Source organism: Luteimonas sp. R10 (assembly GCF_045689605.1).
Lineage (GTDB): Bacteria > Pseudomonadota > Gammaproteobacteria > Xanthomonadales > Xanthomonadaceae > Luteimonas.
In genome coordinates this window covers 488,004-510,692 of record NZ_CP141262.1, presented here as the reverse complement: position 1 = coordinate 510,692, position 22,689 = coordinate 488,004, and the positions used below count along the sequence as shown (strand labels likewise).

At 70.8% G+C, this 22,689-nt stretch carries 27 protein-coding genes; 17 read left to right on the top strand and 10 right to left on the bottom strand.

From position 1 onward, the window contains the following. Positions 1-31: 31 nt before the first annotated feature. From U3649_RS02075 to U3649_RS02065, 3 genes are all read right to left on the bottom strand, one after another. Positions 32-931 (bottom strand): hypothetical protein, encoded by a 900-nt coding sequence (locus U3649_RS02075; protein ID WP_407353243.1) that lies wholly within the window; start codon positions 929-931, stop codon positions 32-34. A 261-nt stretch (positions 932-1,192) separates the two neighbouring features. Beyond that, the gene (locus tag U3649_RS02070) at positions 1,193-1,873 is read right to left on the bottom strand and encodes a hypothetical protein (RefSeq protein WP_407353242.1); all 681 of its coding nucleotides are present in this window, start codon (positions 1,871-1,873) and stop codon (positions 1,193-1,195) included. Between the two features lie 70 nt (positions 1,874-1,943). Beyond that, positions 1,944-2,264 (bottom strand): hypothetical protein, encoded by a 321-nt coding sequence (locus U3649_RS02065; protein ID WP_407353241.1) that lies wholly within the window; start codon positions 2,262-2,264, stop codon positions 1,944-1,946. A gap of 226 nt (positions 2,265-2,490) precedes the next feature. Here U3649_RS02065 and sctU point away from each other — a divergent pair, with 226 nt between their 5' ends. Continuing rightward, positions 2,491-3,561, top strand: coding sequence for a type III secretion system export apparatus subunit SctU (gene sctU, locus U3649_RS02060; RefSeq protein ID WP_407353240.1), 1,071 nt, complete (start codon positions 2,491-2,493; stop codon positions 3,559-3,561). 22 nt (positions 3,562-3,583) lie between these two features. On the opposite strand, the gene sctT is transcribed toward sctU, so the two are convergent. From sctT to U3649_RS02030, 6 genes are read right to left on the bottom strand one after another with little or no spacing between them, the layout of a single operon-like run. Then, entirely contained in the window at positions 3,584-4,369 is a 786-nt protein-coding gene (sctT, locus tag U3649_RS02055) for a type III secretion system export apparatus subunit SctT (protein WP_407353239.1), read from the bottom strand. Continuing rightward, the gene (sctS, locus tag U3649_RS02050) at positions 4,369-4,647 is read right to left on the bottom strand and encodes a type III secretion system export apparatus subunit SctS (protein WP_407353238.1); all 279 of its coding nucleotides are present in this window, start codon (positions 4,645-4,647) and stop codon (positions 4,369-4,371) included. Before sctS ends, sctT begins: the two co-directional genes overlap by 1 nt. A 21-nt stretch (positions 4,648-4,668) precedes the next feature. Beyond that, complete coding sequence (locus U3649_RS02045; RefSeq protein WP_407353237.1) at positions 4,669-5,673, bottom strand: hypothetical protein; 1,005 nt, start codon at positions 5,671-5,673, stop codon at positions 4,669-4,671. A gap of 13 nt (positions 5,674-5,686) precedes the next feature. After that, positions 5,687-6,829 (bottom strand): type III secretion system cytoplasmic ring protein SctQ, encoded by a 1,143-nt coding sequence (gene sctQ / locus U3649_RS02040; RefSeq protein WP_407353236.1) that lies wholly within the window; start codon positions 6,827-6,829, stop codon positions 5,687-5,689. Beyond that, positions 6,822-7,424, bottom strand: coding sequence for a response regulator transcription factor (locus tag U3649_RS02035; RefSeq protein ID WP_407353235.1), 603 nt, complete (start codon positions 7,422-7,424; stop codon positions 6,822-6,824). The genes sctQ and U3649_RS02035 overlap by 8 nt, the downstream gene beginning before the upstream one ends. Continuing rightward, on the bottom strand, positions 7,424-8,542 hold the full coding sequence (locus U3649_RS02030; RefSeq protein WP_407353234.1) for a sensor histidine kinase: 1,119 nt from the start codon (positions 8,540-8,542) through the stop codon (positions 7,424-7,426). The genes U3649_RS02035 and U3649_RS02030 overlap by 1 nt, the downstream gene beginning before the upstream one ends. A gap of 204 nt (positions 8,543-8,746) precedes the next feature. Here U3649_RS02030 and U3649_RS02025 point away from each other — a divergent pair, with 204 nt between their 5' ends. The 16 genes from U3649_RS02025 to U3649_RS01950 all read left to right on the top strand — a co-directional run bounded on the left by U3649_RS02025 (position 8,747) and on the right by U3649_RS01950 (position 21,020). Continuing rightward, a complete protein-coding gene (locus tag U3649_RS02025) occupies positions 8,747-9,154 on the top strand; it encodes a FliO/MopB family protein (protein WP_407353233.1) in 408 nt (135 codons plus the stop codon). Positions 9,155-9,417: 263 nt separating this feature from the next. Next, on the top strand, positions 9,418-11,469 hold the full coding sequence (sctV, locus tag U3649_RS02020) for a type III secretion system export apparatus subunit SctV (RefSeq protein WP_407353232.1): 2,052 nt from the start codon (positions 9,418-9,420) through the stop codon (positions 11,467-11,469). A gap of 67 nt (positions 11,470-11,536) precedes the next feature. Then, positions 11,537-12,751 (top strand): FHA domain-containing protein, encoded by a 1,215-nt coding sequence (locus U3649_RS02015; RefSeq protein ID WP_407353231.1) that lies wholly within the window; start codon positions 11,537-11,539, stop codon positions 12,749-12,751. Positions 12,752-12,866: 115 nt separating this feature from the next. Further along, positions 12,867-13,193 (top strand): hypothetical protein, encoded by a 327-nt coding sequence (locus U3649_RS02010; RefSeq protein WP_407353230.1) that lies wholly within the window; start codon positions 12,867-12,869, stop codon positions 13,191-13,193. Between the two features lie 106 nt (positions 13,194-13,299). Continuing rightward, positions 13,300-13,725: a hypothetical protein gene (locus U3649_RS02005; protein ID WP_407353229.1), complete on the top strand. Its 426-nt coding sequence runs from the start codon at positions 13,300-13,302 to the stop codon at positions 13,723-13,725. A gap of 19 nt (positions 13,726-13,744) precedes the next feature. Further along, positions 13,745-14,533, top strand: coding sequence for a type III secretion system inner membrane ring lipoprotein SctJ (sctJ, locus tag U3649_RS02000; RefSeq protein WP_407353228.1), 789 nt, complete (start codon positions 13,745-13,747; stop codon positions 14,531-14,533). A gap of 9 nt (positions 14,534-14,542) precedes the next feature. Then, complete coding sequence (locus U3649_RS01995) at positions 14,543-15,169, top strand: hypothetical protein (RefSeq protein WP_407353227.1); 627 nt, start codon at positions 14,543-14,545, stop codon at positions 15,167-15,169. 20 nt (positions 15,170-15,189) lie between these two features. Beyond that, positions 15,190-15,867: a hypothetical protein gene (locus U3649_RS01990; RefSeq protein WP_407353226.1), complete on the top strand. Its 678-nt coding sequence runs from the start codon at positions 15,190-15,192 to the stop codon at positions 15,865-15,867. Beyond that, positions 15,864-17,189, top strand: coding sequence for a FliI/YscN family ATPase (locus U3649_RS01985; protein ID WP_407353225.1), 1,326 nt, complete (start codon positions 15,864-15,866; stop codon positions 17,187-17,189). Before U3649_RS01990 ends, U3649_RS01985 begins: the two co-directional genes overlap by 4 nt. Before the next feature lie 148 nt (positions 17,190-17,337). Continuing rightward, positions 17,338-17,826 (top strand): hypothetical protein, encoded by a 489-nt coding sequence (locus U3649_RS01980; protein WP_407353224.1) that lies wholly within the window; start codon positions 17,338-17,340, stop codon positions 17,824-17,826. A 7-nt stretch (positions 17,827-17,833) separates the two neighbouring features. Further along, positions 17,834-18,511: a hypothetical protein gene (locus U3649_RS01975; RefSeq protein WP_407353223.1), complete on the top strand. Its 678-nt coding sequence runs from the start codon at positions 17,834-17,836 to the stop codon at positions 18,509-18,511. A gap of 129 nt (positions 18,512-18,640) precedes the next feature. After that, positions 18,641-18,868: a hypothetical protein gene (locus U3649_RS01970; RefSeq protein WP_407353222.1), complete on the top strand. Its 228-nt coding sequence runs from the start codon at positions 18,641-18,643 to the stop codon at positions 18,866-18,868. Between the two features lie 7 nt (positions 18,869-18,875). Continuing rightward, the gene (locus tag U3649_RS01965) at positions 18,876-19,175 is read left to right on the top strand and encodes a hypothetical protein (RefSeq protein WP_407353221.1); all 300 of its coding nucleotides are present in this window, start codon (positions 18,876-18,878) and stop codon (positions 19,173-19,175) included. Positions 19,176-19,324: 149 nt separating this feature from the next. Continuing rightward, complete coding sequence (locus U3649_RS01960) at positions 19,325-19,894, top strand: hypothetical protein (protein ID WP_407353220.1); 570 nt, start codon at positions 19,325-19,327, stop codon at positions 19,892-19,894. 69 nt (positions 19,895-19,963) lie between these two features. Next, positions 19,964-20,305: a hypothetical protein gene (locus U3649_RS01955; protein ID WP_407353219.1), complete on the top strand. Its 342-nt coding sequence runs from the start codon at positions 19,964-19,966 to the stop codon at positions 20,303-20,305. A 70-nt stretch (positions 20,306-20,375) separates the two neighbouring features. Continuing rightward, positions 20,376-21,020, top strand: a complete 645-nt coding sequence (locus tag U3649_RS01950) for a hypothetical protein (RefSeq protein ID WP_407353218.1) — start codon at positions 20,376-20,378, stop codon at positions 21,018-21,020. A gap of 240 nt (positions 21,021-21,260) precedes the next feature. On the opposite strand, the gene U3649_RS01945 is transcribed toward U3649_RS01950, so the two are convergent. Beyond that, positions 21,261-22,262, bottom strand: coding sequence for a hypothetical protein (locus tag U3649_RS01945; protein ID WP_407353217.1), 1,002 nt, complete (start codon positions 22,260-22,262; stop codon positions 21,261-21,263). Positions 22,263-22,689 lie beyond the last annotated feature (427 nt).

The following is a 22,689-nucleotide window of genomic DNA, read 5'->3' as shown; positions in this document are numbered from 1 at the left end:
GGCTGCCGCCGGGCCGCGGCGTGCCGGGCCCTCAGCCGCCATCGGCCTGCGGTGCCGCGGGCGGCGCCCGCGGCGCCGGAATCCGCGCGCTGGCCTCGGCGTGGCGCAGGTAGTCGCTGCGGTACCAGCGTTCGCCTTGGCGCTCGACTTCGATCCGGGTATCGACCGGGTGTCCGGCCACCTCGTAGCGCACCCGCAGCAGAGCGCTGTCGCCGGTCTGGCGCTCGAGGCCGGCATCGACGCCGGACAACGAAGCATCGATGTCCAGGCCGTAGTCGGCGAGCACGCGCTTGACCTCCGCCAGGAACGGCGACAAGCGGCGCAGGGCGTCCTCCATGCCGGCGGCGGCGAAGGCTTCCCGGTCGTGCAGCCCGGTGGCGCGCGCGGCCGTCGCCAGCCGTGCGATCGCCGCGTCCGCGCGCGCGGGATCGGCCAGCGGCGCGTCCAGGCCCCAGCGGCCGAGCGCGTCGATCAGCTGCATGCGGCGTTCGCGCTCGTTCTCGTCCAGGGCTTCGTCGTTCTGCACGTAGTGCATGGCGAACAGGCCCAGCGTCTCCACCGCGCCGCGCAGTTCGCCGTCGGCGCCGGCGAACTGGGTGCGGAAGGCCTGCCGCAGCCGCGCTTCCGAGCCTTCTTCGGCCAATGTCGCCAGCAGGTCCGGCAGCCGCTCGTGCAGCGGCAGCTCGTCCAGCGGCCATCGGCTGCCGTTCTCCCAGGCCGCCTCGAGCCGCGCGTGCAGGGCCGGCGGAACCGCGTCGCGGGCGAACGCCACCAGGTCGTCGTCATGCAGGTGCCGCGCCGGCAGCAGCATCGCGTCGACCGGACGCGCGGCGGCCGCGGGCGCGGCGGTCGCGGGAGGCTCGCGCTTGCAGGCGGTGGTGGCGCCAGCCAACGCCGCGGCCAGCAGCAGCAGGCGGACGGTTGCGGACATGGGTGCGTACTCCCCGGGACGCAGCCGGCATCTTGGCCGCGGACCTTGATCGCGGCAAGTCGCGCTCGCAGGCGCGTCGAAGTCGCGTGACGGCCGGCATATCCGGGTCGCGACTTCCGTCGCTCCTACAAGGACCAAGGCAATGGCAGGGCCTGGGCTCGAGATTGCCATCCCCTGTGGGAGCGACGGAAGTCGCGACAGCGTCGGGCGGGACGCAGGTGCGGACCGCGCCGCTCCCGCGAGAGGAGCGCCATGCCGCGGCTACAGGTCGCGCACCACCCAGCCGCCGGGCGCCTGTTCGGGCACCGCGTCGAGCGCCGCCTGCGCCACCTCGTCCGGCGACCGGCCGGCCTTCCAGGCCGCCGCCACCGCCGCCAGCCGTTCGCGGGTGGCGCGGGTGTAGGCGCCCTCGAGCTCGTTCTCGGCATCGGCCGCCAGCTTCTGCGGATACAGGCTGCGCGCGTCCTCGCTGTGGTTGAGCAGGGCGATCAGGTGCGCCAGCGCACTGCGGAACGCCTGCGCGCCGAGCGGCGTGCGCTGGGTGCGCTGCAGGTGCCAGACGGTGAGGTATTCCACCGGCCCGAGCAGCCGGCGCGGAGTGGCGCCGAAGAACTGCCCGGACAGGGCGCCGGCGGAGAAGGGCGTGACGTTGTCCGGCAGCCGGGTCGCGCCCCAGGAACTCAGCGCGCCGCCGGGCAGGTCCATGCGCCGCAGCGCGGTGCCGAAGGTCTCGGCGAGCAGCCGCTTGGCACGGTCGTCGTCGCTCTCGGCGACCACCGCGAGCAGGCGCAGGAACATCGGGTAGTGCTCCTCGCCCAGCCGCCGCGCCAGCCGCTTGAGCACGGTCAGGCGGTATTCGGCGTCGCCGTGCGCGGCCAGCGCCGACACCAGGCGGTCGGCGGCGGCGCGCAGCGAGGCGGGGGAGGGCACGGCTTCGGTCATGGCGGCGCCGCGGTGGGACGGCTTCGGACTCTAGCGCGGCCGGCATGCCGCGCGGAACCCTTGGCAGGCCCTAGGCGAGGGCGTCGAGGATCGCGTCGGTGGCGCGGTCGGCCGCCTGCGACAGGTCGAGCGCGCCGAGGTCGTTCTCGAAGCCGAGGTCGCCCCCCAGCAACCGCGCGCCGGGACCGACGCCGTCCCAGGCGCCGGCGGCGAGCAGTTGCTCGCCGGGATCGACCGCGGGCGCCTGCGGGGCCTCGCGTGCGACCTCGCGTGCGACCTCGCGCGCCTGCTGCGGGCCCTGCTGCCGCTGCAGATCGTCGAGCGCAGCCTGCCCGCCCAGCCGGTCGAGGCCGGTGACGTTGAGGTGCGGATCGGAACCGATGCTGCTCATGTGCGGCGGGATGTCCTTTGGTGTACGGAGCGCGGGACGCGCCGTTCTTGCGGCGTTGCCGGCAATGTAACGAGGCTGCCGCGGGACTGTCACCTCGGGGCAACCCTAGGTGCCGTGCCGCTGTCCGGCCGCTGTTCAGGACCGGTCGCGCGGCTGGGCGGCATCGGCGACGGCCCTCCGCCATGCTAGCCTCGCGCCGACGTGGCGGCAATGCGGGTACGCACGGATGGCAGAGAAGGACCAGGGCGCCGACAAGACCGAAAAACCGACGCCGAAGAAGATCCGCGACGCGCGCAAGGAAGGCAACGTCGCCAAGAGCAAGGAGTTGACCAGCACCGTGCTGGTGCTGGGCTGGATCGCCGGCGCCTGGATGCTGATGGGCTTCATGCACACCCGCATCAGCGCGCTGTTCGACCAGAGCCTGGAGGCGGTCGGCGCGCCGTTCTTCGAGACCCTGCCGCGGCTGGGGTACCTGGCCTTCCAGACCCTGCTGTGGCTGACCCTGCCGCTGATGCTGCTGGCGATGCTGCTGGCGGCGGTGACCGAATTCCTGCAGGTCGGGCCGATCGCGAGCATGAAGAAGCTCACCCCGAACCTGGACAAGCTCAACCCGGCCGAGGGCATCAAGAAGATGTTCTCGATGGACAACCTGGTCGAGCTGATCAAGTCCGTGCTCAAGAGCGCCGCGCTGCTCGGCATCGGCTATGTCGTGCTGCGCGGCATGCTCGAGGGGCTGCTGAAGCTGCCGTACGCGACCCCGGCGGCGATGGGGTCGGCGATCTGGCACGCGCTGAAGTGGATCGTGATCTGGACGGTGGCGGTGTTCTTCTTCGTCTCGGCGCTCGACGTCTGGTACCAGAAGTTCTCCTACATCAAGAAACTGAAGATGAGCCGCCGCGACATCAAGCAGGAGGTCAAGGAGAACGAGGGCGACCCCTACGTCAAGCAGCGGCGCAAGCAGTTGCACCAGGAGTGGTCGCAGCAGAACATGCTCAGCTCAGTCCGCAAGTCGAGCGTGGTCGTGACCAATCCCACCCACATCGCCGTCGCCCTGCAGTACGAGCACGGCGAAACCGACCTGCCGGTGGTCGTGGCCAAGGGCGAGGGGCACTTCGCCGAGATGATCAAGCAGGCGGCCGAGGAGGCGGGCGTGCCGATCCTGCAGAACATCCCGCTGGCGCGCGGGCTCAACGAGAAGGTGGAGCTCGACGACTACATCGGCAACGAGTTCTTCGAGGCCGTGGCCGAGGTGCTGCATTGGGCCGAGGGCGTGCGCCGCGGCCGCGACGGCATCTGAGCTCCGCTCTACGGGGGCCGGATCAACCGCCGAAGGTGGTGCGCAGCAGTTCCATCAGGCCGCGGCTGTCGGTCAGCCGCTCGACCAGGATCTCGACGTACACGCCGAGCATCAGCAGGATGATCGCGGTCGCCAGCCAGGCCTTGATCGGCAGGGTCAGCGCGAACACGTTGAGCTGCGGCGCGTAGCGGTTCACCAGGCCGAACGAGAGGTCGATGATCAGCAGGATCACCATCGCCGGCGCCGCCAGCACCAGCAGCGTGGTCATCATGAAGCTGAAGTGGCCGACGAACAGGTTCATACCGGTCGCCGGCAGGTTGGGGAAGAACGAGGTCGGCGGCCAGATGGCATAGCTCGAGAGCAGCAGGTCGAGGAAGATCAGGAACGCGCCGCTGGCCATGAACAGCCAGGCCGCGAAATGCGACAGGAACTCCGCGTGCAGCGAGACCTGGTGCCCTTGGATCGGATCGAACACGGTGGCCATGCCCATGCCCACCTGGCTGTCGATCACGCTGCCTGCGGCCGAGAACGCCCAGAACACGATGCCGAAGCAGAAGCCGATCGCCACGCCGATGAACAGCTCCTTGAGCACCATCATCGGCCACTGCAGGGTGCTCATGCTCTCGGTCGGCGCCGCCGCCACCGCGACCGGCAGCGCCACGATCGCCAGGCTGACCAGGAAGCTGTTGCGCACCATCGCCGGCATGTTGGACTGGGTGATCAGCGGCAGCATCAGGAACGCGCCGATGATCCGCGGCAGCGTCAGCCCCAACGCCAGCATCGCGTCGCCGATCGTGTCGTAGGGCATCAGAACGCGCGGCCGCCGCGGACCAGGCCCGGGAAATCGACGAAGATCTGGTGCGCGTAGGTGTACAGCGTGCCGCCGATCAGCGAGCCGGTGACGAACAGCATCAGCACGATGGCGAGGAACTTCAGCGCGTAGGCGAACGTCTGCTCCTGCAGCTGGGTGGCGGCCTGCAGGAACGCCACCACCAGCCCGACCAGCGCCGCCGCCGCGATCGGCGGCCCCGACAGCAGCAGCACCAGCCACAGCGCCTGCCGCGTGAGTTCGATGACTTCGTTCATCTCAGCGCGCCTCCGCCCGCATCAGCCGCCGCCGTAGGTCAGCACCAGGCCGTGCACCAGCTTGGCCCAGCCGTCGATCAACACGAACAACAGCAGCTTGAACGGCAGCGAGACGATCGTCGGCGACATCATCATCATGCCCAGCGCCAGCAGGATGTTGGCGACCACCAGGTCGATGATCAGGAACGGCAGGAAGATCAGGAACCCGATCTGGAAGGCGGCCGTCAGTTCGCTGACGGTGAATGCCGGCACCACCACGATGAAGTCGTCCACCGTCAGCGACGCGCGGCGCTCGGGCGGCAGCAGCCGCTGGGCGCTGCGCAGGAAGAAGGCGCGCTCGGCGTCCTGCGAATGCCGGATCAGGAAGGTGCGCAGCGGCTCCTTGCCGGCCTCCACCAGCGACAGCAGCCGCGCCGCGTCCATGCCGCCGCTGGCGGGTGCCGGCGGCGGCGGCGGCGCGACGATGACGACCGGCTCGTCCGGGTCGGCGGCCGGTTGCTCCTCCCCGGTGTCGCCCGCCGGCGCCTCGGCGAGGATGCCGCCGCTGACGTTCCGGAACAGCTCTCCACGCTCCGGGGCCGCCGATGCGCCGGCGGCCTCCTGGCCGGCTTCGGACTCGGCGCGCAGCGCATCGGCCGCGGCCGGGCTCGCCGGCGCCGGGTCGCCGGCCGCCGCCCGCGACGGCGTCGCGGCCGCGGAGCGGGCGCGGCGCTCGGCCTGCGCGCGCGCGCGCGCGTCCACCTGCGCCTGCACCGAGGCCGGCGGCGGCTTGCCTTCCATGCGCGCGTTGATCGCCTCGTGCGTGTCCAGGATCACCGGGTACATGACGTAGATCGACAACACGATCGCCAATCCGTTGATCACCACGTTCGGCGGCACTTGCTGCAGCCCGAGCGCGTTGCGCAGCAGGCTCAGCACCACCACGATCTTGGTGAACGAGGTCACCATCACCGCCACGAACGGCGCCAGCGCCAGGCTGACGACGATGACGAGGACGAGTGCCGGGGAATAGTTGCTGAAATCCATCTCGCGGCGTCTCCTAGGTCCAGGACAGCAGCCGCACGCCGAGGGTGTCGCCGACGGCGACCAGCTCGCCCTGCCCGACCGCCTCGCCGTTGGCGCGGATGGTGACGTTGGTGCCTTCCAGGCGCGCCGGCAGCGCGAACACGTAACCGGGCTGCAGCGCCGACAGTTCGCCGACGCGCATCTCCAGCCGGCCGATCTCGAACGCGACCTGCACCGGAAGCGGGCGCACGCCGGCGTCGGCGTCGGCGTCGTGGCTGCCGGCGTCTTCGGCGGCCGGGGTCTCCTGCTCGCTCATCGTGGCTGTCTCCTGCGACAAAGTGGATGGATGTTGCATCGGGCCGGCCACGCGCCAGCCCCCGGGATCGGTGGCGAGCGGCCACAGGCGGCCGCAGGCGTGCGCCTCGAGGCGCGGCGGCTGGTCGCGGCGGCCGACGACGATGACGTCGCCCGGATGCAGCGCCGCCCATTCGTCGGCGCGCAGCGGCTGCGGCGTCAGCCGCAGCGAGACGCCGGCCGGCAGTTCGCGCCAGCGGCCCAGCGGCGGCGGCGGTTCGCCTTCGACCGGCGGCTCGGCGCGCGTCAGCACGCGGTCGAGCCAGGCCGCCGGCAGCCGCAGCGCGCCCTGGACCGGCGGCGGGCGTCGCCCGGCGTCCACTGCGGCGTCGCCGGTATCGTCGTCGATGACGAAATCCAGCCACACGGCATCGTCGCCGGCCGCGGTCTCCGGATCGGTGTCGAGCAGCGGCGCGAGGGCGACGCCGAGGGCCTCGCTCAGGCGCATCAGGTGCGGTTCGTGCGCCAGGCTCCAGGCCAGCACGCGCGAGCGCCCGCTGTAGTCGCTCCAGTGCAGCCCGTCGCCGGCGACGACCTCGGCGACCTGCAGGCGCAATCCCACGCGGGTGCCCTCGGCATCGAGCTCGAAGGCCTCGCCGGCGGCCGCGGCGGCGCCGGGCATGAAGTGCAGCAGGCCGTTGTCCTTCAGGTACCAGCTCTGCGGCGCGGAGAAGAAGCCGCGCAAGGCTTCGGCCTGCGCCGCCCGCAGCGACGGGATGCGGCCGCGCAGCGGCGTGGCTTCGGTCCCGGCGCGATCGCCGGTGCTGCCGGCGCGCCGCCTGGCGCGGCCGGGCGCCGCCGTCTTCCCTGCTGCGTCAGCCATGCCCCAGGGCCACCTTCATCAGTTCGGGCAGCGAGCGTACACCGAGTTTGTTCATCATGTTCGCGCGATGCAGCTCCACCGTCTTGATGCTGATGCCGAGGATGTCGGCGATGATCTTGTTGGGCTTGCTGGCCACCACCAGGTCCAGCACCTGGCGTTCGCGCGGGCTCAGTTTCGCCAGCGCGGCGCCGTTCACCGCGCCGTCGCCGCGGTTGCGCGCGTTGGCCAGGGCGGCGCGGATGGCCTCGACGAGGGTGTCGTCGCCGAAGGGCTTCTCGAGGAAGTTCGACGCGCCCTTGCGCATCGCCTCCACCGCCAGCGGCACGTCGCCGTGCGCGGTCACGAACACCAGCGGCAGGGCGATGCCGCGCCGCAGCAGCTCGTCCTGCAGCTGCACGCCGCTCATCTGCGGCATGCGGATGTCGGACACCAGGCATTCCTCCTCGGCGCCGTGCCGGTGGCCGGCGTAGGCCTCCAGGAACGCGTGCGCGGAGGCATAGGCCATCACCTCGAAGCCGGCCGTCTCCAGCAGCCACACCGTGGAGTCGCGGAAGCCGTCGTTGTCGTCGACCAGCCAGACGCGTACCTGTCCCATCAGACCCTCCCTTCGGCGCGCGGCAGGGTGAACCCGAACACGCTGCCGCCGCCCTCGCGCGGCTCGAAGAACAGCCGCCCCTCGTGGTATTCGATGATCGAGCGGCAGATCGCCAGGCCGATGCCCAGGCCGTCGGCCTTGGTGGTGTAGAACGGCGAGAACAGCTGCTCGCTCTCGGCCTGGCTCAGGCCCTGGCCGCGGTCGCAGACGCGGACCTCGATTTCGTCGTCCAGGTTCACCCGGCCCTCGATCCGCAGCCCGCGCTGCGCCGGCGCGACCTCGCGCATCGCCTCGATCGCGTTCTTGACCAGGTTCAGCAGCACCTGCTCGATCATCACCCGGTCGGCGTAGACCGCCGGCAGCGGCGCCGCGAGGGCGACGTCGATCCGCAGCTGCTGGCGCTCCGCCTCCAGCCGCAGCAGTTCCAGCACGGTGGCGGCAATGGTCGCCAGGTCCTGGGTATCGCGCCGGGGCTCGCGCGCGCGGACGAATTCGCGCACCCGCGAGATCACCGCGGCGGCGTGCTCGGCCTGAGTGCGCGCGGCCTGCAGCGCCCGTTCCACCTGCACCGGTCCGCCGGCCTGGTCGACCAGGCGCAGGCTGCCGTTGAGGTAATTGACGATCGCCGCCAGCGGCTGGTTGAGCTCGTGGGCCAGAGTCGCCGCCATCTCGCCGACCGACATCAGCCGCGAGGTGAACAGCAGCTTCTCCTGGCGGCTCTTGTGCGAATCCAGCGCCTCGATGCGCTCGCTGATGTCCACCGCGGTCAGCAGCGACAACGCCTGCCCGGCGTGCTCGGTGTCGCGCCAGTACAGCGAATACCAGCGGTCGTTGTGCGGGGCGCGGACCTCGTTGCCGGCGTCGATGTCGACGTCGCTGCCGTGCAGCGCCTGCAGCAGGCCCTCGCGCCGGGTGTGGCCCTCGAGCGCCGCGAACTCCTCGTGGTAGAGGCCGTTGGCAGCGAGCAGCGCGCCGTCCCCGCGCGCGAAGGCGGCGCAGGCGAACGGCAGCGCCTGCAGCAGGGCCTGCAGCGCCGGCATGTGGTCGGTGGCCTGGAGCGGCGCCGCGCCGGCGCGCCCGCCGCCCCGCGCTCCGCCGCTGCCACGCGCGGCACTCATGTCCTCACTTCCCCCTCGCTCCGGCAGCGCCGGGAATCGGCAGGCCTGCCTGCTCCTGACGGTGCGTTCCGGTGTAGCTCGGAATTGTGACGAAACGCCGATGGCGTTCCGGCCTTGCGGTACTCTGCACCCGCGCCGATCCCCCCGTCCGTTGCGGCGATCACGTTACCGCCTCTCCCAATGCTGCGATTCCGGTGTCCCGACATGTCCCTCTCTCCCGTGCCGCCGCTGTACGCCGTCGTCCTGTGGTCGTGCTGCGGCGTCGCATCCGCGGCCGCCGAACCGGTAGCGGCCGCGCCTTCGGCGCTGCGCGAACTGCTGGGAATCGTGCTGCCGCTGGCCTTCGTCATCTTCGCCCTTTTCCTGGTCTGGCGCCTGGCACGCCGCCGCTACGGCCTGGCGGGCAAGGACGCGCCGCTGTCGGTGCTGCAGATCTTGCCAGTCGGTCCGCGCGAACGCGTGGTGCTGCTGCGGACCCGCGCCGGCCGTGCGTTCGCGATCGGCGTCAGCGCCCAGTCGGTGAACCTGATCACCGCGCTGGAGCAGGACGACATCGGCAAGACAGACGCCGGACCGGCGGAGTCATCGCAATACCGCGCAGGTGATGGATAACGTCCCGAACTGTCAACCCGCCGTGAACCGCGGAGATCACGGACCGCGACCCGTATCACAAATATGAATGGAACGATGACAGGGTTCACATCGCTGTAAACAACAATTTCACGCACCAGTCACTTTACACGGCTATCGTAAGTTGGCACAAAGTGACGCATGAGGGCAGGGGCAATGCGGCAGCCGGCACGACAGGGGGGCGATGGGACAGCGTTTGACGCGCCCTCGCCCGGGCGTGTGGGCCGTCCGCGACAGGGGGAGCGATGCGCGCGTTGATCGATTCGCTGTTCGCCGCGCCGGCGGGCATGGCGCCGCGCAAGCGGCTGGGCTACAGCGATGTGGTGCTCGCGTTCGCCGCGGTCACGATCATCAGCGTGATGATCCTGCCGCTGCCGCTGGTGCTGATCGACTCGCTGGTGGCGATCAACATCTCGATCGGTTTCGGCCTGCTGCTGCTGGGCATCTACATCCCCAACCCGGTCGCCTTCTCCAGCTTTCCCAGCGTGCTGCTGCTGACCACGCTGTTCCGCCTGGCGATCTCGATCGCGATCACCCGTTCGATCCTGCTCAACGCCGAGGGCGGCCACATCGTCGAGACCTTCGGCTCGCTGGTGGCCGGCGGCAACCTGGTGGTCGGCCTGGTGGTGTTCCTGATCATCACCGTGGTGCAGTTCATCGTCATCGCCAAGGGCGCCGAGCGCGTGGCCGAAGTCGCCGCGCGCTTCACCCTCGACGCCATGCCCGGCAAGCAGCTGTCGATCGATTCCGACCTGCGCTCGGGGCTCATCGACAAGGACGAGGCGCGCCGCAAGCGCCGGCTGCTGGAGACCGAGAGCCAGCTGCACGGTTCGCTCGACGGCGCCATGAAGTTCGTCAAGGGCGACGCCATCGCCGGCATCGTCATCATCATCATCAACCTGCTCGGCGGCCTGGCGATCGGCGTGCTGCAACGCGGCATGGAATTGGCCGAGGCGACCCGGACCTACAGCATCCTGACCATCGGCGACGGCCTGGTCTCGCAGATCCCGGCGATCCTCGGCACGATTGCCGCCGGCCTGGTGGTGACCCGCACCACCGGCGAGATCGAGGATCGCCACCTCGGCGACGCCATCACCCGGCAGGTGGGCATGCAGCCACGGGTGCTGCTGATCACCGGCATTCTCGCGTTGTGCATGACCCTGGTGCCGGGCTTTCCGATCGGAGTGTTCGCGGTGCTCGGCACGGCGCTGATCGGGATCAGCGCCTGGCGCTATCGCCACAGCTTCGAGAGCCTGCGCCGCCTGTTCCGCATCTCCGACGAGGAGATGGCGGCGAGCCAGGTGCCGGCGGACAGCGACGACCTGGCGCCGCCGCCGCCGCTGCAGTTCGACCTCGCCCCGTCGCTCGCCGAGGGGCTGGGCCAGGAAGCGGTGCGTTCGCGCATCGCCGAACTCGCCCAGCAACTGCGCGAGGAATACGGCGTGCCGGTGCCGGCGCCTTCGCTGCGGGTCAATTCCGCGCTCGGCGAGGGCGAGTACCGGCTCAGCGCGTTCGGCGCGCGGATCGCATCGGGACGCCTGCGCGCCGACGCGCGGCTGCGCCCGGCGCGGGTCGGCGCCGACGCCAGTGCACGGCTGCCGGGGTTCTTTCCGCCGCTCGCAGGCGAGTGGGTCACCGCGCCGGCCGACGACGCGCGCGCGCCGCTCGACGTCATCGCCGAGCACTGCCGCGGCGCGCTGCAGCGCCGGCTCGGCGGCTTCCTCGGCATCCAGGAAACCTCCAACCTGTTCGGCCGCATGCAGCGCGACTATCCCGACCTGGTGAAGGAGATGCTGCGGGTCGTCGCCCCGCAACGGGTGGCCGACGTGCTGCGCCGCCTGGCCGAGGAAGGGGTGCCGATCCGCAACCTGCGCGACGCCTTCGAGGCGATCACCGACGTCGGCGGCCGCGAGAAGGACGTGGTGCTGCTGACCGAATACGTGCGCGTGGCGCTGAAGCGCGAGATCGCGGATCGCTATTCAGACAGCGAGCGCACGTTGCACGTACTGTTGATCCACCCCGAGCTGGAGGACAAGCTGCGCCAGTCGGTCCGCGTCGCCGGCGGCGCCAGCCAGCTGGCGATCTCGCCGGAACTGGCGGCGCGCCTGGGCAACGAGGTGCGCGCCCACCTGGGCCGGCAGCCGCCGGACGTGCGCCCCGTGCTGCTGTGCTCGCTGGACGTGCGCCGCCACCTGCGCAAGCTGATGGAAGTGGATTTCTTCGAGCTGCCGGTGCTGTCCTACCAGGAGCTCGCCCCGGACCTGCGGATCGTGCAGGCGGGCCAGATCAACGCCTGAGCCGAACCGGAACGACGACCAGACAAAGCAAGAGCAGACGACCAGCGTTTGCAAGGAGCGAAACCAGATGTCTTCCGCCGAAACCACCCGCGACACGCCGGTCAGCAGCCACCTGCTGCGGATCGTGGCGGGATTGCACGCGGGGGCGTGCCGCGACCTCGCCGACCGCGAGATGATCCTCGTCGGCAGCGGCGACGACTGCGACATCGTGCTGGCCGACGACGGTGTCGCCAGCCACCATGCGCTGATCAGCCTGGTCGACGGCCGTTTCCAGGTCCGCGCGCTGGACGCGCCGTTGCGGCTCGAGGGCCGCGTATTGCACCCGGGCGATCCGGTCGAGCTGGACAAGGTGCAGCGCGTCGGCCTGGGCGACGCCGCGCTCGCCTTCGGCCATGCCGACGACCCGGGCTGGCTGGCATTGATGCCCGAGGGCATGAAGTTCGCGCCGCCGCCGCGCAACGCCATTCCGTTCGCGCGCCGGCTGCCGATGATCGCCGCCATCGCCGTGCTGTCGCTGGCCTCGCTGGCGATCTTCGCCGCGGTGATGCCGTCGCAGGAGGCGCCGGTCGACGTCGAGGAACGGCTGCGCAGCCTGGCGCGCGAGTACCGCGTGGCCGAGGCGCGCATCGAGCGCGACGTCAACGGCATCGCGGTGCTGTCGGGCACCGTCAAGGACGTGGCGACCCGGCAGCGGATGCGCCAGCAGCTCGACAGCGAGCGCATCGACGCCACCCTGACGCTGCGGACCGGCGAGGACATGGCGCGCGATGTCGCCGACGTGCTGCGCGGCCACTACCCCGCCGAGAAGACGCGCTACCTGGGCAACAACGATGTCGAGGTGACCGGCTACTTCGACGACATGGCCGCGCTGGAGGCGTTCGCCAAGACCCGTGCGATGCGGGAAACCGGCGTGCGCCGGGTGATCCCGATCAATCTGGCGACGCCGGCGGAAGGGGACGAGGCCGACGTGGTCGAGGACGCGGTGCGGATCGTCGCGGTCGAACGCGGCGAGAACGCGCACCTGGTGTCCGCCGACGGCGTGCGCTACCCGGTCGGTTCCGAACTGCCCGGCAGGGGCACGCTGCTGTCGATCGGCGAGCATGTCCAGGTGCTGCGTCCGGACGGCTCGCTGGTCAAGCTGCGGCCGGAGCCGGTGCAGGCCGACCCGGACCCGGACGACGCCGAGGCACCGGACCCGGACAAGGCGGGCGCCGCGGTTGCGCAGCCCAGGTCCCGCGCCTACGCCACCGAGCAGGCCAGGGCGGCCAGGCAGCGCATGTGACGCGCGTCGCGGGACGACCCTAGGGTGTACCCGAGGTTTCACGATTCCGCAGGACGAATGGATTAGAGTCGGAATCGATCAGGCAGTATCCACCAAGGTCAGGAGGAGCAAGAGCATGAGCACGATCGACAGTTCCGCATTGAACAACTACATCGGCATGGCCACCTTCACGAACGGCCAGAACGGACCGCGCGGCGCGGCGTCCGGGAGCAGCAGCAACAGCTGGTACGAGGCGATGTCGCGCGCCTGGGGCCAGACGCTCGACGGCCAGGCGGCCAAGATCACGCAGATGTCGGACGCGATCGGCGCCGGCAGCGACCAGCCTTCGGACATGGTCCAGCTGACCGCGGCCAGCCTGAAGATGCAGTTCATGTCCAACAACGCCGCGACCTCGCAGAACAGCGTCGGCCAGGCGCTGGAAACGCTGGGCAAGCGCAACTGATCGCCGTGGCGTCCCGCGAAGGCGCGTGTCGCAAGGCGCGCATCCTTCGGCGGGACGGCGGTGGTGACGTGCAGGCGCATGGACATCACGGTTCGGGAGAACAGACATGATTGAAGCCATCCAGGTCGCGGGCATGGACGGATCGCCGGCGGCGGCCGGCGGCGCGGCCGCGGCACAGCCGCAGGCGTCGGCCATCGAGGTGCGCGACTTCGCCCAGGCGATGCAGCGCACCGATGCCACCGCGTCGCCGCAGCAGGCCGCCGCGCCCGATGCGGTCGCCGGTGCGAGCAAGGCGGAGCCGTCCGAAGGCACTCGCATGATGATTTCGGCGTTCGACAGCCTCAACGGCAGCGCCAAGAACATCGAGGCGATGTCGCAGGCGATGAGCGGCAGCGTCGCCGACCTCAAGCCGGGGCAGATGCTGGAAATGACGATGAAGTGCCATGAGTTCCTGTTTCAGTCGCAGCTGACCTCGAACGTGGCGAACCGCACCTCCGACGGCGTGCAGCAGTTGTTCCGCCAGCAGTCCTGAGGAACCGGGGGGACGTGATATGAGCACCTCGACATCGAAGCGGGGGTCGTGGCAGGCGGCGCTGGGGCTGCTGGCGTGCCTGCTGCTGACCGCCTGCGGCCGCACGACGCTGTACAGCGACCTGGAGGAGCGGCAGGCCAATGAGGTCCTCGCCGCCCTGCTCTCCACCGGCGTCAAGGCCGACAAGCGGCTTTCGGTCAGCAAGAACGGCTGGGAGATCCGGGTCGACGACAACGATTTCCCGTACGCGATGCAGGTGCTGCAGTCGCGCGGCCTGCCGCGGCAGCAGTACAGCTCCCTGGGCGACATCTTCAAGAAGGAAGGCTTCGCCTCCTCCTCGCTGGAGGAGATGGCGCGCCTCAAGCACGGCCTGCAGCAGGAGATGTCGCGCACGCTGGCGAGCTATCCGGGCGTCGTGGATGCACGCGTGCACATCAACCTGCCGCAGCGGGATCCGCTCGGCGGCAATTCCAGCGACGCCTCGGCGTCGGTGGTGATCTTCGAGCAGCCCGGCGCCAATCTCAGCGACAAGGAAACCGAGATGAAGGTGGTGGTCAAGGACGGCGTGCCGGGCCTGAACGACGTCAACAAGGTCACCGTCAAGTTCACCACCGTGCCCGGGCCGTCCGAGAACCGGCAGGGCCAGCGCAGCACCACGCCTGTGGCGATGTCGGCGATCAGCCCGATGGCGATCGGCGTCGTCGCGGCCGTGGTCGCCGTGATCGCGCTGGTGCTTGCGTTCGGCGGCCGCCTGCGCCAGCGCCTGCAGCCCCAGCCCAAGCAGAGCCCGCGGGTCTGGAACGGGTAGTCCGCCGGCATGCCGCTGCAGGCGCTGCTCGCCGAAGTCCATCCCAGCTGGTACGGCCGTAGCGGCGAGGCGCCGCTCGAGCCGCGCCTGGTCGAGGCCGCCCGGCGCAGCGTGCTGGGGCGCCGGCTGCTGGCCCGCGCACTGCTCGCCTCCGGCAGCGGCGACGCGCTGCTGGCGCCCAGGCCGGGCAAGGGACTTCCGACCGCGATCACCCGCTGGCCGCCCGTGCGCATGGCGCGGCTGGTCCGCGATCTCGGCGTGCTGGCCTACGCGCCGGTGATCCGCGCCGAGGTGCGGCGCGAGCCGGTGCGCCGGCTCAGGCGCCTGCTCGGCAACAGCTATCTGCTGGCACTGGACCCGACGGTCTGGAACGCGGCCGTCGAACGCGAGGTGCACGCGCGCCTGTCGGCCAACTGGGAGCGCTTGCTGCGCGAGGCGGACGACGCGCGGCTGCTCGCGTTGTTCGACCACCAGGGCCGCAGCGAACTGCGGGGCTGGGCCGCCCAACGCGACCCCGCCCTCGGCGAGTGGGCCGCACTGCTGCACGAGTACGAGACCGCGGGCCCGGCGCATCTGCCGGAAAAACCGGTGCTGCTGCTGTGCACGCACCACGAATCCCGGCCAGAGAAGGCATGACAGGCGAGGAAACAGGCAGCATGCAGACGCACAAGGCCCCGACCCCGGACGCCGGCAACCCGGCAGCGTCGACGGGCGTGGCGCTGTTCGAGCGGCGCGAGTTCGAACGCGCGGTGACCTCCCGCATCGTGCCGGCCCGGCAATGGGCAGGGCTGCAGGAACTCGATGTCCTGCTCGAACGCGTCAATACCCTGTACGCCGAGGCCGAGGCCGAGATCGCGAAGGCGCGCGCCCAGGGACAGGCCGCCGGTTTCGCCGAGGGCCTGGCCCGCGCGCAGCAGCAGATGGCCGAGAAACTGACCGGCCTCAACGAGCGCCGTGCCCGGGTGCTGGCCGAGGCGGCCGGCCGCATCACCGACCTGGCCTGCGCAATCGTCGCCCGCATCGCCCCGGGTTTCGACGCCGCCAGCGTGGTCCCGCCGCTGGTGATGCAGGCGGTCGAGGCGGCGCAGGCGGAACAGTTCCTGCTGATCCGCGTGCACCCATCGGTGCGCGGGACCGTAGAGTCCGGATTGGGCGCCGTGCGCCAGGCGCATCCGGCGGTCGGCGTGATCGAACTGGTGAACGACGAGAGCCTGGATCCGCTGAGCTGCGTGGTGGTGTCCGAGGCCGGCGAGGTCCGCGCCGGCGTGGCCCAGCAGATCGAGGCGATCCGCGCCGCGCTCGCCGGCGCCGGCGGCGAGGGGGCCGCGGCATGAACGCGCCGGCCTCCGATCCGCTGCTCAGCGCGCTGTCGTCGGTCAAGACGATCCAGCGCGTCGGCCGCGTCGCCGACGCCTACGGCACCCTGATCCGCGCCACCGGGCTCAAGGCCTCGATCGGCGAGCTGTGCCACCTGCGCCATCCGCGCGGCGAGGGCGATCCGGATTTCGAGCTCGCCGCCGAGGTGGTCGGCGTGTCCAAGCAGCACACCCTGCTGACCCCGCTCGGCGCGCTCGACGGCATCTCCGCGACCACCGAGGTCTACGCCAGCGGCCGCCAGGCGTCGGTGCGCGCCGGCGACGGCCTGCTCGGCCGCGTGCTCGATGCGCACGGGCAGCCGATCGACGACCGCGGTCCGCTGGGGCCGACCGTCGACGCGCCCATCTACGCCGCCTCGCCCAATCCGCTCGCGCGCAACCTCATTGAGCGCCCGTTCTCCACCGGTGTGCGCGCGATCGACACGGTGATGACCACCGGCGAAGGCCAGCGCGTGGGCATCTTCGCCGTCGCCGGCGGCGGCAAGAGCACGCTGCTGGGCATGCTCGCCCGCGGCGGCGATGCCGACGTCAACGTCATCGTGCTGGTCGGCGAGCGCGGCCGGGAGGTCAACGAGTTCATCCACGACAACCTCGGCGAGCAGGGACTGGCCAAATCGATCGTCGTGGTCGCGACCTCCGACCGTCCGGCGCTCGAGCGCAGCCGCGCGGCCTGGGTCGGCACCGCGATCGCCGAGCACTTCCGCGACCGCGGCAAGCGCGTGCTGCTGCTGCTCGACTCGGTGACCCGCTTCGCGCGCGCGCTGCGCGACGTCGGCCTGGCGGTCGGGGAACCGCCGGCGCGGCGCGGCTTCCCGCCCTCGGTATTCAGTGCGCTGCCGCGGCTGTTCGAGCGCGCCGGCAACAACGACCGCGGCAGCATCACCGCCTTCTACACGGTGCTGGCCGAGGACGAGGACGGCGGCGACCCGATCGTCGAGGAAGTGCGCTCGATCCTCGACGGCCACATCGTGCTTTCGCGCAAGCTGGCCGCCGCCTACCACTACCCGGCGATCGACGTGTTGACCAGCCTCAGCCGGACCATGCCGCGGGTGGTCGACGAAGCGCACCTGCGCGCCGCCGGCCAGCTGCGCAAGTACCTGGCCAAGCACCAGGACATCGAGCTGCTGCTGCAGCTGGGCGAGTACAAGCGCGGCAGCGATCCCGAGGCCGACGTGGCGATCGAGAAGATCGGCCCGATGCGCAAGCTGCTGCAGCAGCCGTCCACCGAACTGGTGCCCTTCGTCCAGTCCGCCGACGCGTTGAAGAAGCTCTTCAGATGAAGCGCCGCGGGCCCGAGATGCAGGTGCCGGGACCCGCGACGGTGGGAAGGTGCGGGCGCTCGTACGCCTTCCTTGCGGGCCGTGGTGCGGGCGACCCCCGGCGATCTTTCGATTCCAGATTCCAGATTCCCGACTCCCGGCCCCACCGATGAAACGCTATCCGCTGCAGACGCTGATCAAGCTGCGCGCGCACCGCACCGAGCTCGCGCGCAAGGTGGTGCTGGAAAAACAGCAGCAGGCGCGTGCCTGCCGCGAGGCGTGCACCCGGATCGAAGGCGAGATCGAGGCGCTGCGCCAGGAACGTTCCGGGCACCGCATGCGCCTGCTCGACCCGCCGCCGCCCGGCGCGCCCTGGTCGCAGGTGCTGGAGCAGCGCGAGGCGCACATCGACCTGCTGGGCGAGCAGGTGCAGGCGGCGCAACAGCGCCTGCAGCAGGCGCAGCAGCAGCTGCAGGCGGCCGAGCGTGCGCTGGAGGAGGCCAAGCAGGCGTTCTTCCGCGCCAAGGCGCGCGAGGACGCGCTGGAGAAGCGCAAGGGCGTCTGGCGCGACGAGCAGGTCGCCCTGGAGATGCGCAAGGAAGAGGACGCCGCCGCCGACCTGTCGCTGGCGCGGCGTCTCACCCCCGGACAAACGTGAGGTCAACATGAGCATCGAACGCAGCCAATCGCCGCAATCGGCCGAGCAGGCCCGCAACACCGATGGCGAGCAGAAGACCGACGCCAAGCGCGAGCCGCCGCCGAAGGAAACCGTGGACCGCTTCCGCCAGGTGCTGCAGAGCAAGCAGGAAGCGAAGGATGAATTCCTGTCGGCCCGGGCGAAGGGCGCCGGCGAACTCAGCGGCCAGCAGCGCGCCGAGGCCGAGGCGGCCGCGCGCCAGGCGGCGACCCAGGACGCGGTGGAAGCCGCGCGCCAGGCGCCGGGCGACAGCGAGCAGTCGATGCAGGCGCTCGACCCGGCCGAGGTCCTGGCGATGATGCAGGCGCAGTCCGCCCTGCGCGACGGCGCGCACGCCGCTCCGGTCGCGGCGCCGGTCAACACCTCAGCGTTCGCCGACCTGGTCGAGCGGCACGTGCGCCAGCTGGCGGCGGACGGCGGCGCGGCCGGCGATCGCGAGGGCCAGGTGCTGCTGCGCATGGCCGACAGCACCCTCCCCGGCACCGACCTGCTGCTGAGCAAGACCGCCGACGGCTGGCTGCTGCGGGCCGACGTGCGCTCGCGCGGCAGCTACGACGCCATCCGCGAGGCCGCCCCGGAGCTGGCCCGGCGTTTCGCCGAGCGCAACCTGGGCACGCTGAGCATCGATCCGCAGTTCCACGGCTGACGCCGGCTGGGGTTCTCCCCAGGGTCGGGTACGCCCCAGCTTGGGGAGCGACGTGGATCCGGTAATAGTCGGGACCGGGGTCACCTTTCGGGTCGGCCCTGCCCACATCACAACATAAGTGAGGTTGTCATGTTCGATGGTATCGGTGATCTCGTCAGTTCCGCCGCCAAGGCGATCGGTGGTGCGATCGGTGGCCCGGCCGGCGCCATGATCGGCGGCCTGCTTGCCGACTTCGCGATGCAGGCGATCGGCGATCAGACCAGCAACGCAAGTTCCAATTCGTCGCTGCCGTTCAACGCCCAGGACCTGTTCAACAGCAACTTCATGCAAGCCTTCCAGGGCGCGCTCGGGCGCTGACGGACGCATGCATTCCACCGTCCGCCCGTGGATGGAACAGATCGAGCAGCTCCGCTCGGAGGGCGTGATCGACGCGGATGACGAGAACGTGCTCATCCGCCACGTCAACGACCACCAGTCCCTGATCGAGCGGGAACTCGCCTCCATCGCTCCCGAATACGAGCGGCGGGTCGCCGCCGACGGACAGGAGCGCGCGGATCTCTGGTTGCAGCAGTGCGCGCGTGAGCTCGGAACCCGTGAAGGCGAGAAGATGCGCCGGATATTCGACCAGCTGTCCTGCGGTGAACAGATTTCCGACGTTCCCTAGGGTCGTCCCCAGCTTGTTCCGTTTTTCACGTTCTGTAGGCTGAAGAAAACGCAGCGCCTCCCACATCTGGAGCCCTTTGTTCAATGGCACTTCGCCCACCCCGTCGCCCGGATCAACACAAGCGGCCGTCCCGAGCGCCGGCGTCGCTGGTGGCCAATGGCGGGCCGGGCGTGATGGGCCAGCCGGCTGAAGTGGATGGAACCGGGCAGTCCGGGGATGCGGTCGATCTGCAGGCGGGAATGGAACAGCTGCTGCAGGACTTCGAAGCCGCGCTCCGGGAGGAGCACGCGTTGGGCCAGGGCGAGCGGGACGATCTGCTGGCCAGGTTCGGCGAGGCGCTCAACGATGCCGCCCAGAAGCCGGCCACATCCGACGGTTCGCTGGACCGTTCGGTCTGGCTCGAGGCCGTGGAGGCATTGCAGAGCAGTGGCGCCATGGCCGACGGCGATGCCAACGATCTGATCCGGCAGATCGACCGGGCCATGGAGCCGCTCGAGCGCCGGGAATCGCAAATCGCGATCGAGTTCAGCCGTCGCATGCAGGCGGACGGCCAGGAAAAGGCGCTGGCGTGGTTCCGCGAGCAACAGGCGAAGCGGGCCGAGGATGAATCGTCCTCGTCTCCGCAGTATCCGACTGCCGATGCCGCCGCGGCGCCATTGCGCAGCGAAGTCGTGAACTCCCGCTCACGCCGTTTGAGGGGACCGCCTTCCAGACGCTAGACGGATGTATCCGCTGCAACACCAGCTCTGGAATTCACCTCAAACATCATTCTGATCAGGAGTAACGTCATGTCCGAGTACGGATTCTCTTACGTCGCCAATGCCCGCGCCGAGAACGAAGCCACCGCCAGGCTGTCCGCCGAGGCCGCCAAGTCCGGAAGCTGGCTGATGGCCATGGCCGTCATCCTCGGCGAGCTCGCCGACAAGATGATGGCGAACGTGGTCAAGAAGGCCGAAGAGCTCGACAGCGCGAGCTCCGGCAAGGGTTCGCCGGGTTCGGAGAGCGAGAACAAGCTGACCGCCGAGCTGCAGGCGCAGACCCAGCTGCTGAACATGTTCATGCAGGCCATGAGCACCGTGATCAAGACCGCCGGCGAAGCCAATTCGCAGGTCGCTCGCAAGACCGGCTAAGCCGGTTCTTCGCGAAAGCTCGAACAACGCCCCCGACCTGGTCGGGGGCGTTTTGCGTGGTGTGAGAACGATGCGCCTGCTTCGAAAGCTGTCGCCTCTCCTGCTGGTTCCGGTCTCCGTCGCCGCCTGCGGCGGACAACCCGGGCCGCAGTTCCTCCAGCCTTACTTCGGCGATCCCTATCTCGGCGAGGTTCGGGTGCGCGTCGACGCGCCCGAGGAGGCGCACGCCGGATCGAGCGATCGCGGGCGCGGCAGCGCCCACTTCATGGAGGAGGACGGGAAGACCCGTTTCGTCGTCGCCGGCTCCTTCGGAGAGGCGGGGGACGCCGGGTTCACGGTTGATGGAGCGTACGAAGGGCAGGCCTGGGTGAGCGAATCCGGCGGGGTACGGCTGGAAATCGGCCCGGACGGCACCATTGCCGGGGGCGGCATCGCGCACCCGCATCGCCTCGAGTTCTCGGGCAACGTCTCGGAAACCCGCCTCGAGCTGGATGTCGACCTGGAAACGCTCGAAGCCAATCCGAACGGCTTGCCGGCGGGAACGCGCTTCGCGTTCCACTACGACCTGGAGCGCGGGACCGAGGAGCCCCCGGGGGACGCAGGCGGCAACGATGCCGAGGCTGCGTGCAACCGGATCGAATGGCGATTGAAGAACGTTCCGAATCTTTCCGGCGGCGCGATGGGATTGGTGCGCGTGCCGGTTTGCCGCGATTGAACCAGGCATCCGGCGCGTCGTTGCGCTCGTGGCCGGCTGGTGTGACCGGGAGCCGCCGGCGTGTCGCCGACACCGGCGCGCGGGCATGCGCCGCGTGCGCGGCCTCCAGCCTCGTGCGGCGACGACGATCCGGTTCCGGCACCGCCGAAAGGGGGAAGGCCTACCCTCGCCAGCCGCGATCCGTCGGCGGGCGCGGCGCGCACCGCGGGGGCGCGGTGCGCCGGTGGCCAATCGGCCGGATCACTTCAATCGCCGCGCCAGCAACCAGGCGCCGAGGCCGGCGATCAGCCCGATGGCCGCCAGGCCGCCGATCCAGACCGGCGTCTGCGGTGCCGGGGCGACGTTGCCGTCGAACACCGGCAGGAACACCAGGATCGACAGCGCCAGGCAGCCGTAGGCGACGATCGCCAGCACCCAGTACAGCCACTGGAAGACGCGTTCGACCAGGCGCTGCTCGGCGAACTCGGCCTCGCGGCGGGAGCGCGCGGCCTGATCGCGCGCGCCCAGCGCCGCCAGCAGCGCCGACATGCCGTACTGGGATCTCCACGACCGCCGCTGCTGCGTACCCGCGATGGTATGGCCGTGCGCGACGGCGCCGTCGGCGCGCGCCACCTGGGCGCGATCGCCCGCCGCCAGCATGGTGGCGCCCTTGGCATCGCCGGGAGCTTGCGAGGCCGGCACGGCGGTGGCGAGCACGGTGGCCACCGTGGCCTGCGTGGCGCCGGCCGGCACGGCCGCCGCGGCAGTCGTTCCCGCGGCCGACGCGGGAGCGCCCGCGGTGTTCGCCGCAGTGCTCGCGCCCGGCATCGAGGAGAGGGCGCGTTCGACGACGGCACCGTCCGCGCGCAGCGCGTGCGGGACGGCATCCGGGCGCGCCTGTGCCGTCAATGCCGGGTGGCCGACGACTTGGGTCGGCGGCGCGGTCGCGCCGGTCTGTGCGGCAAGTGCTGCCGGCGCCTGCTGCGGCACCACCGCCGCGGACGGTTGCGCCATGGCTGCCGGCGCGGCCTGCGGGCCGTAGCCCGTCGGCACCGGCGTCGCCGGCTGCGCCTGCGCCGCCGCTGCGGAAATCGCCGCTTGCGTCGCGACCGCGGCGTTGGCGGGGCCGGGCTGCATCGGCTGCGCGGCCGCGGACAGTTGCCGTGCCAGGCCGGGCGGCAGCGATTGCTGCTGCGTCAGCGCGTCCAGGGCGCTGCCCAGGGTCGAAGCGACCGCCGACGCGACGCTGGAAACGAAAGGCACGTTCTGCCCGGGGCCCGCCATCGTGGGCGGAGGCGAGCCGTTCGACGACAGCGGCGGCCCGCCGGCGTGCGGCGGCGGGCCCGACCCGCCCGCGTGTGCAGGCGGACCCTGCAAGCCCGCGTGCGCAGGCGGCCCGCCCGTGTGATGGTGCGCAGGCTGGGTGGATCCGGGCGAGGAGGGCTGTGGCGGGCTGCCAGGCAAACCGGAGGGCGCCTGCGGATGCGGCGACGGCCCTGGTCCGGACGGCGACAGCGACGGCCCCGCGCCGGGAAAATTCGAAGGACCGCCGAGACCGCGCGCCAGGCTGGAGGTCAGATTGCCCAGCAGCTGTCTCAACCCGCCGAGTCCGGGCGGACCATGGGACAGTCCAGGCGGGCCGGAGAGCGGACCGATGGGCATAGCGGAACCCCGTGTCGCTTCGGGTGGC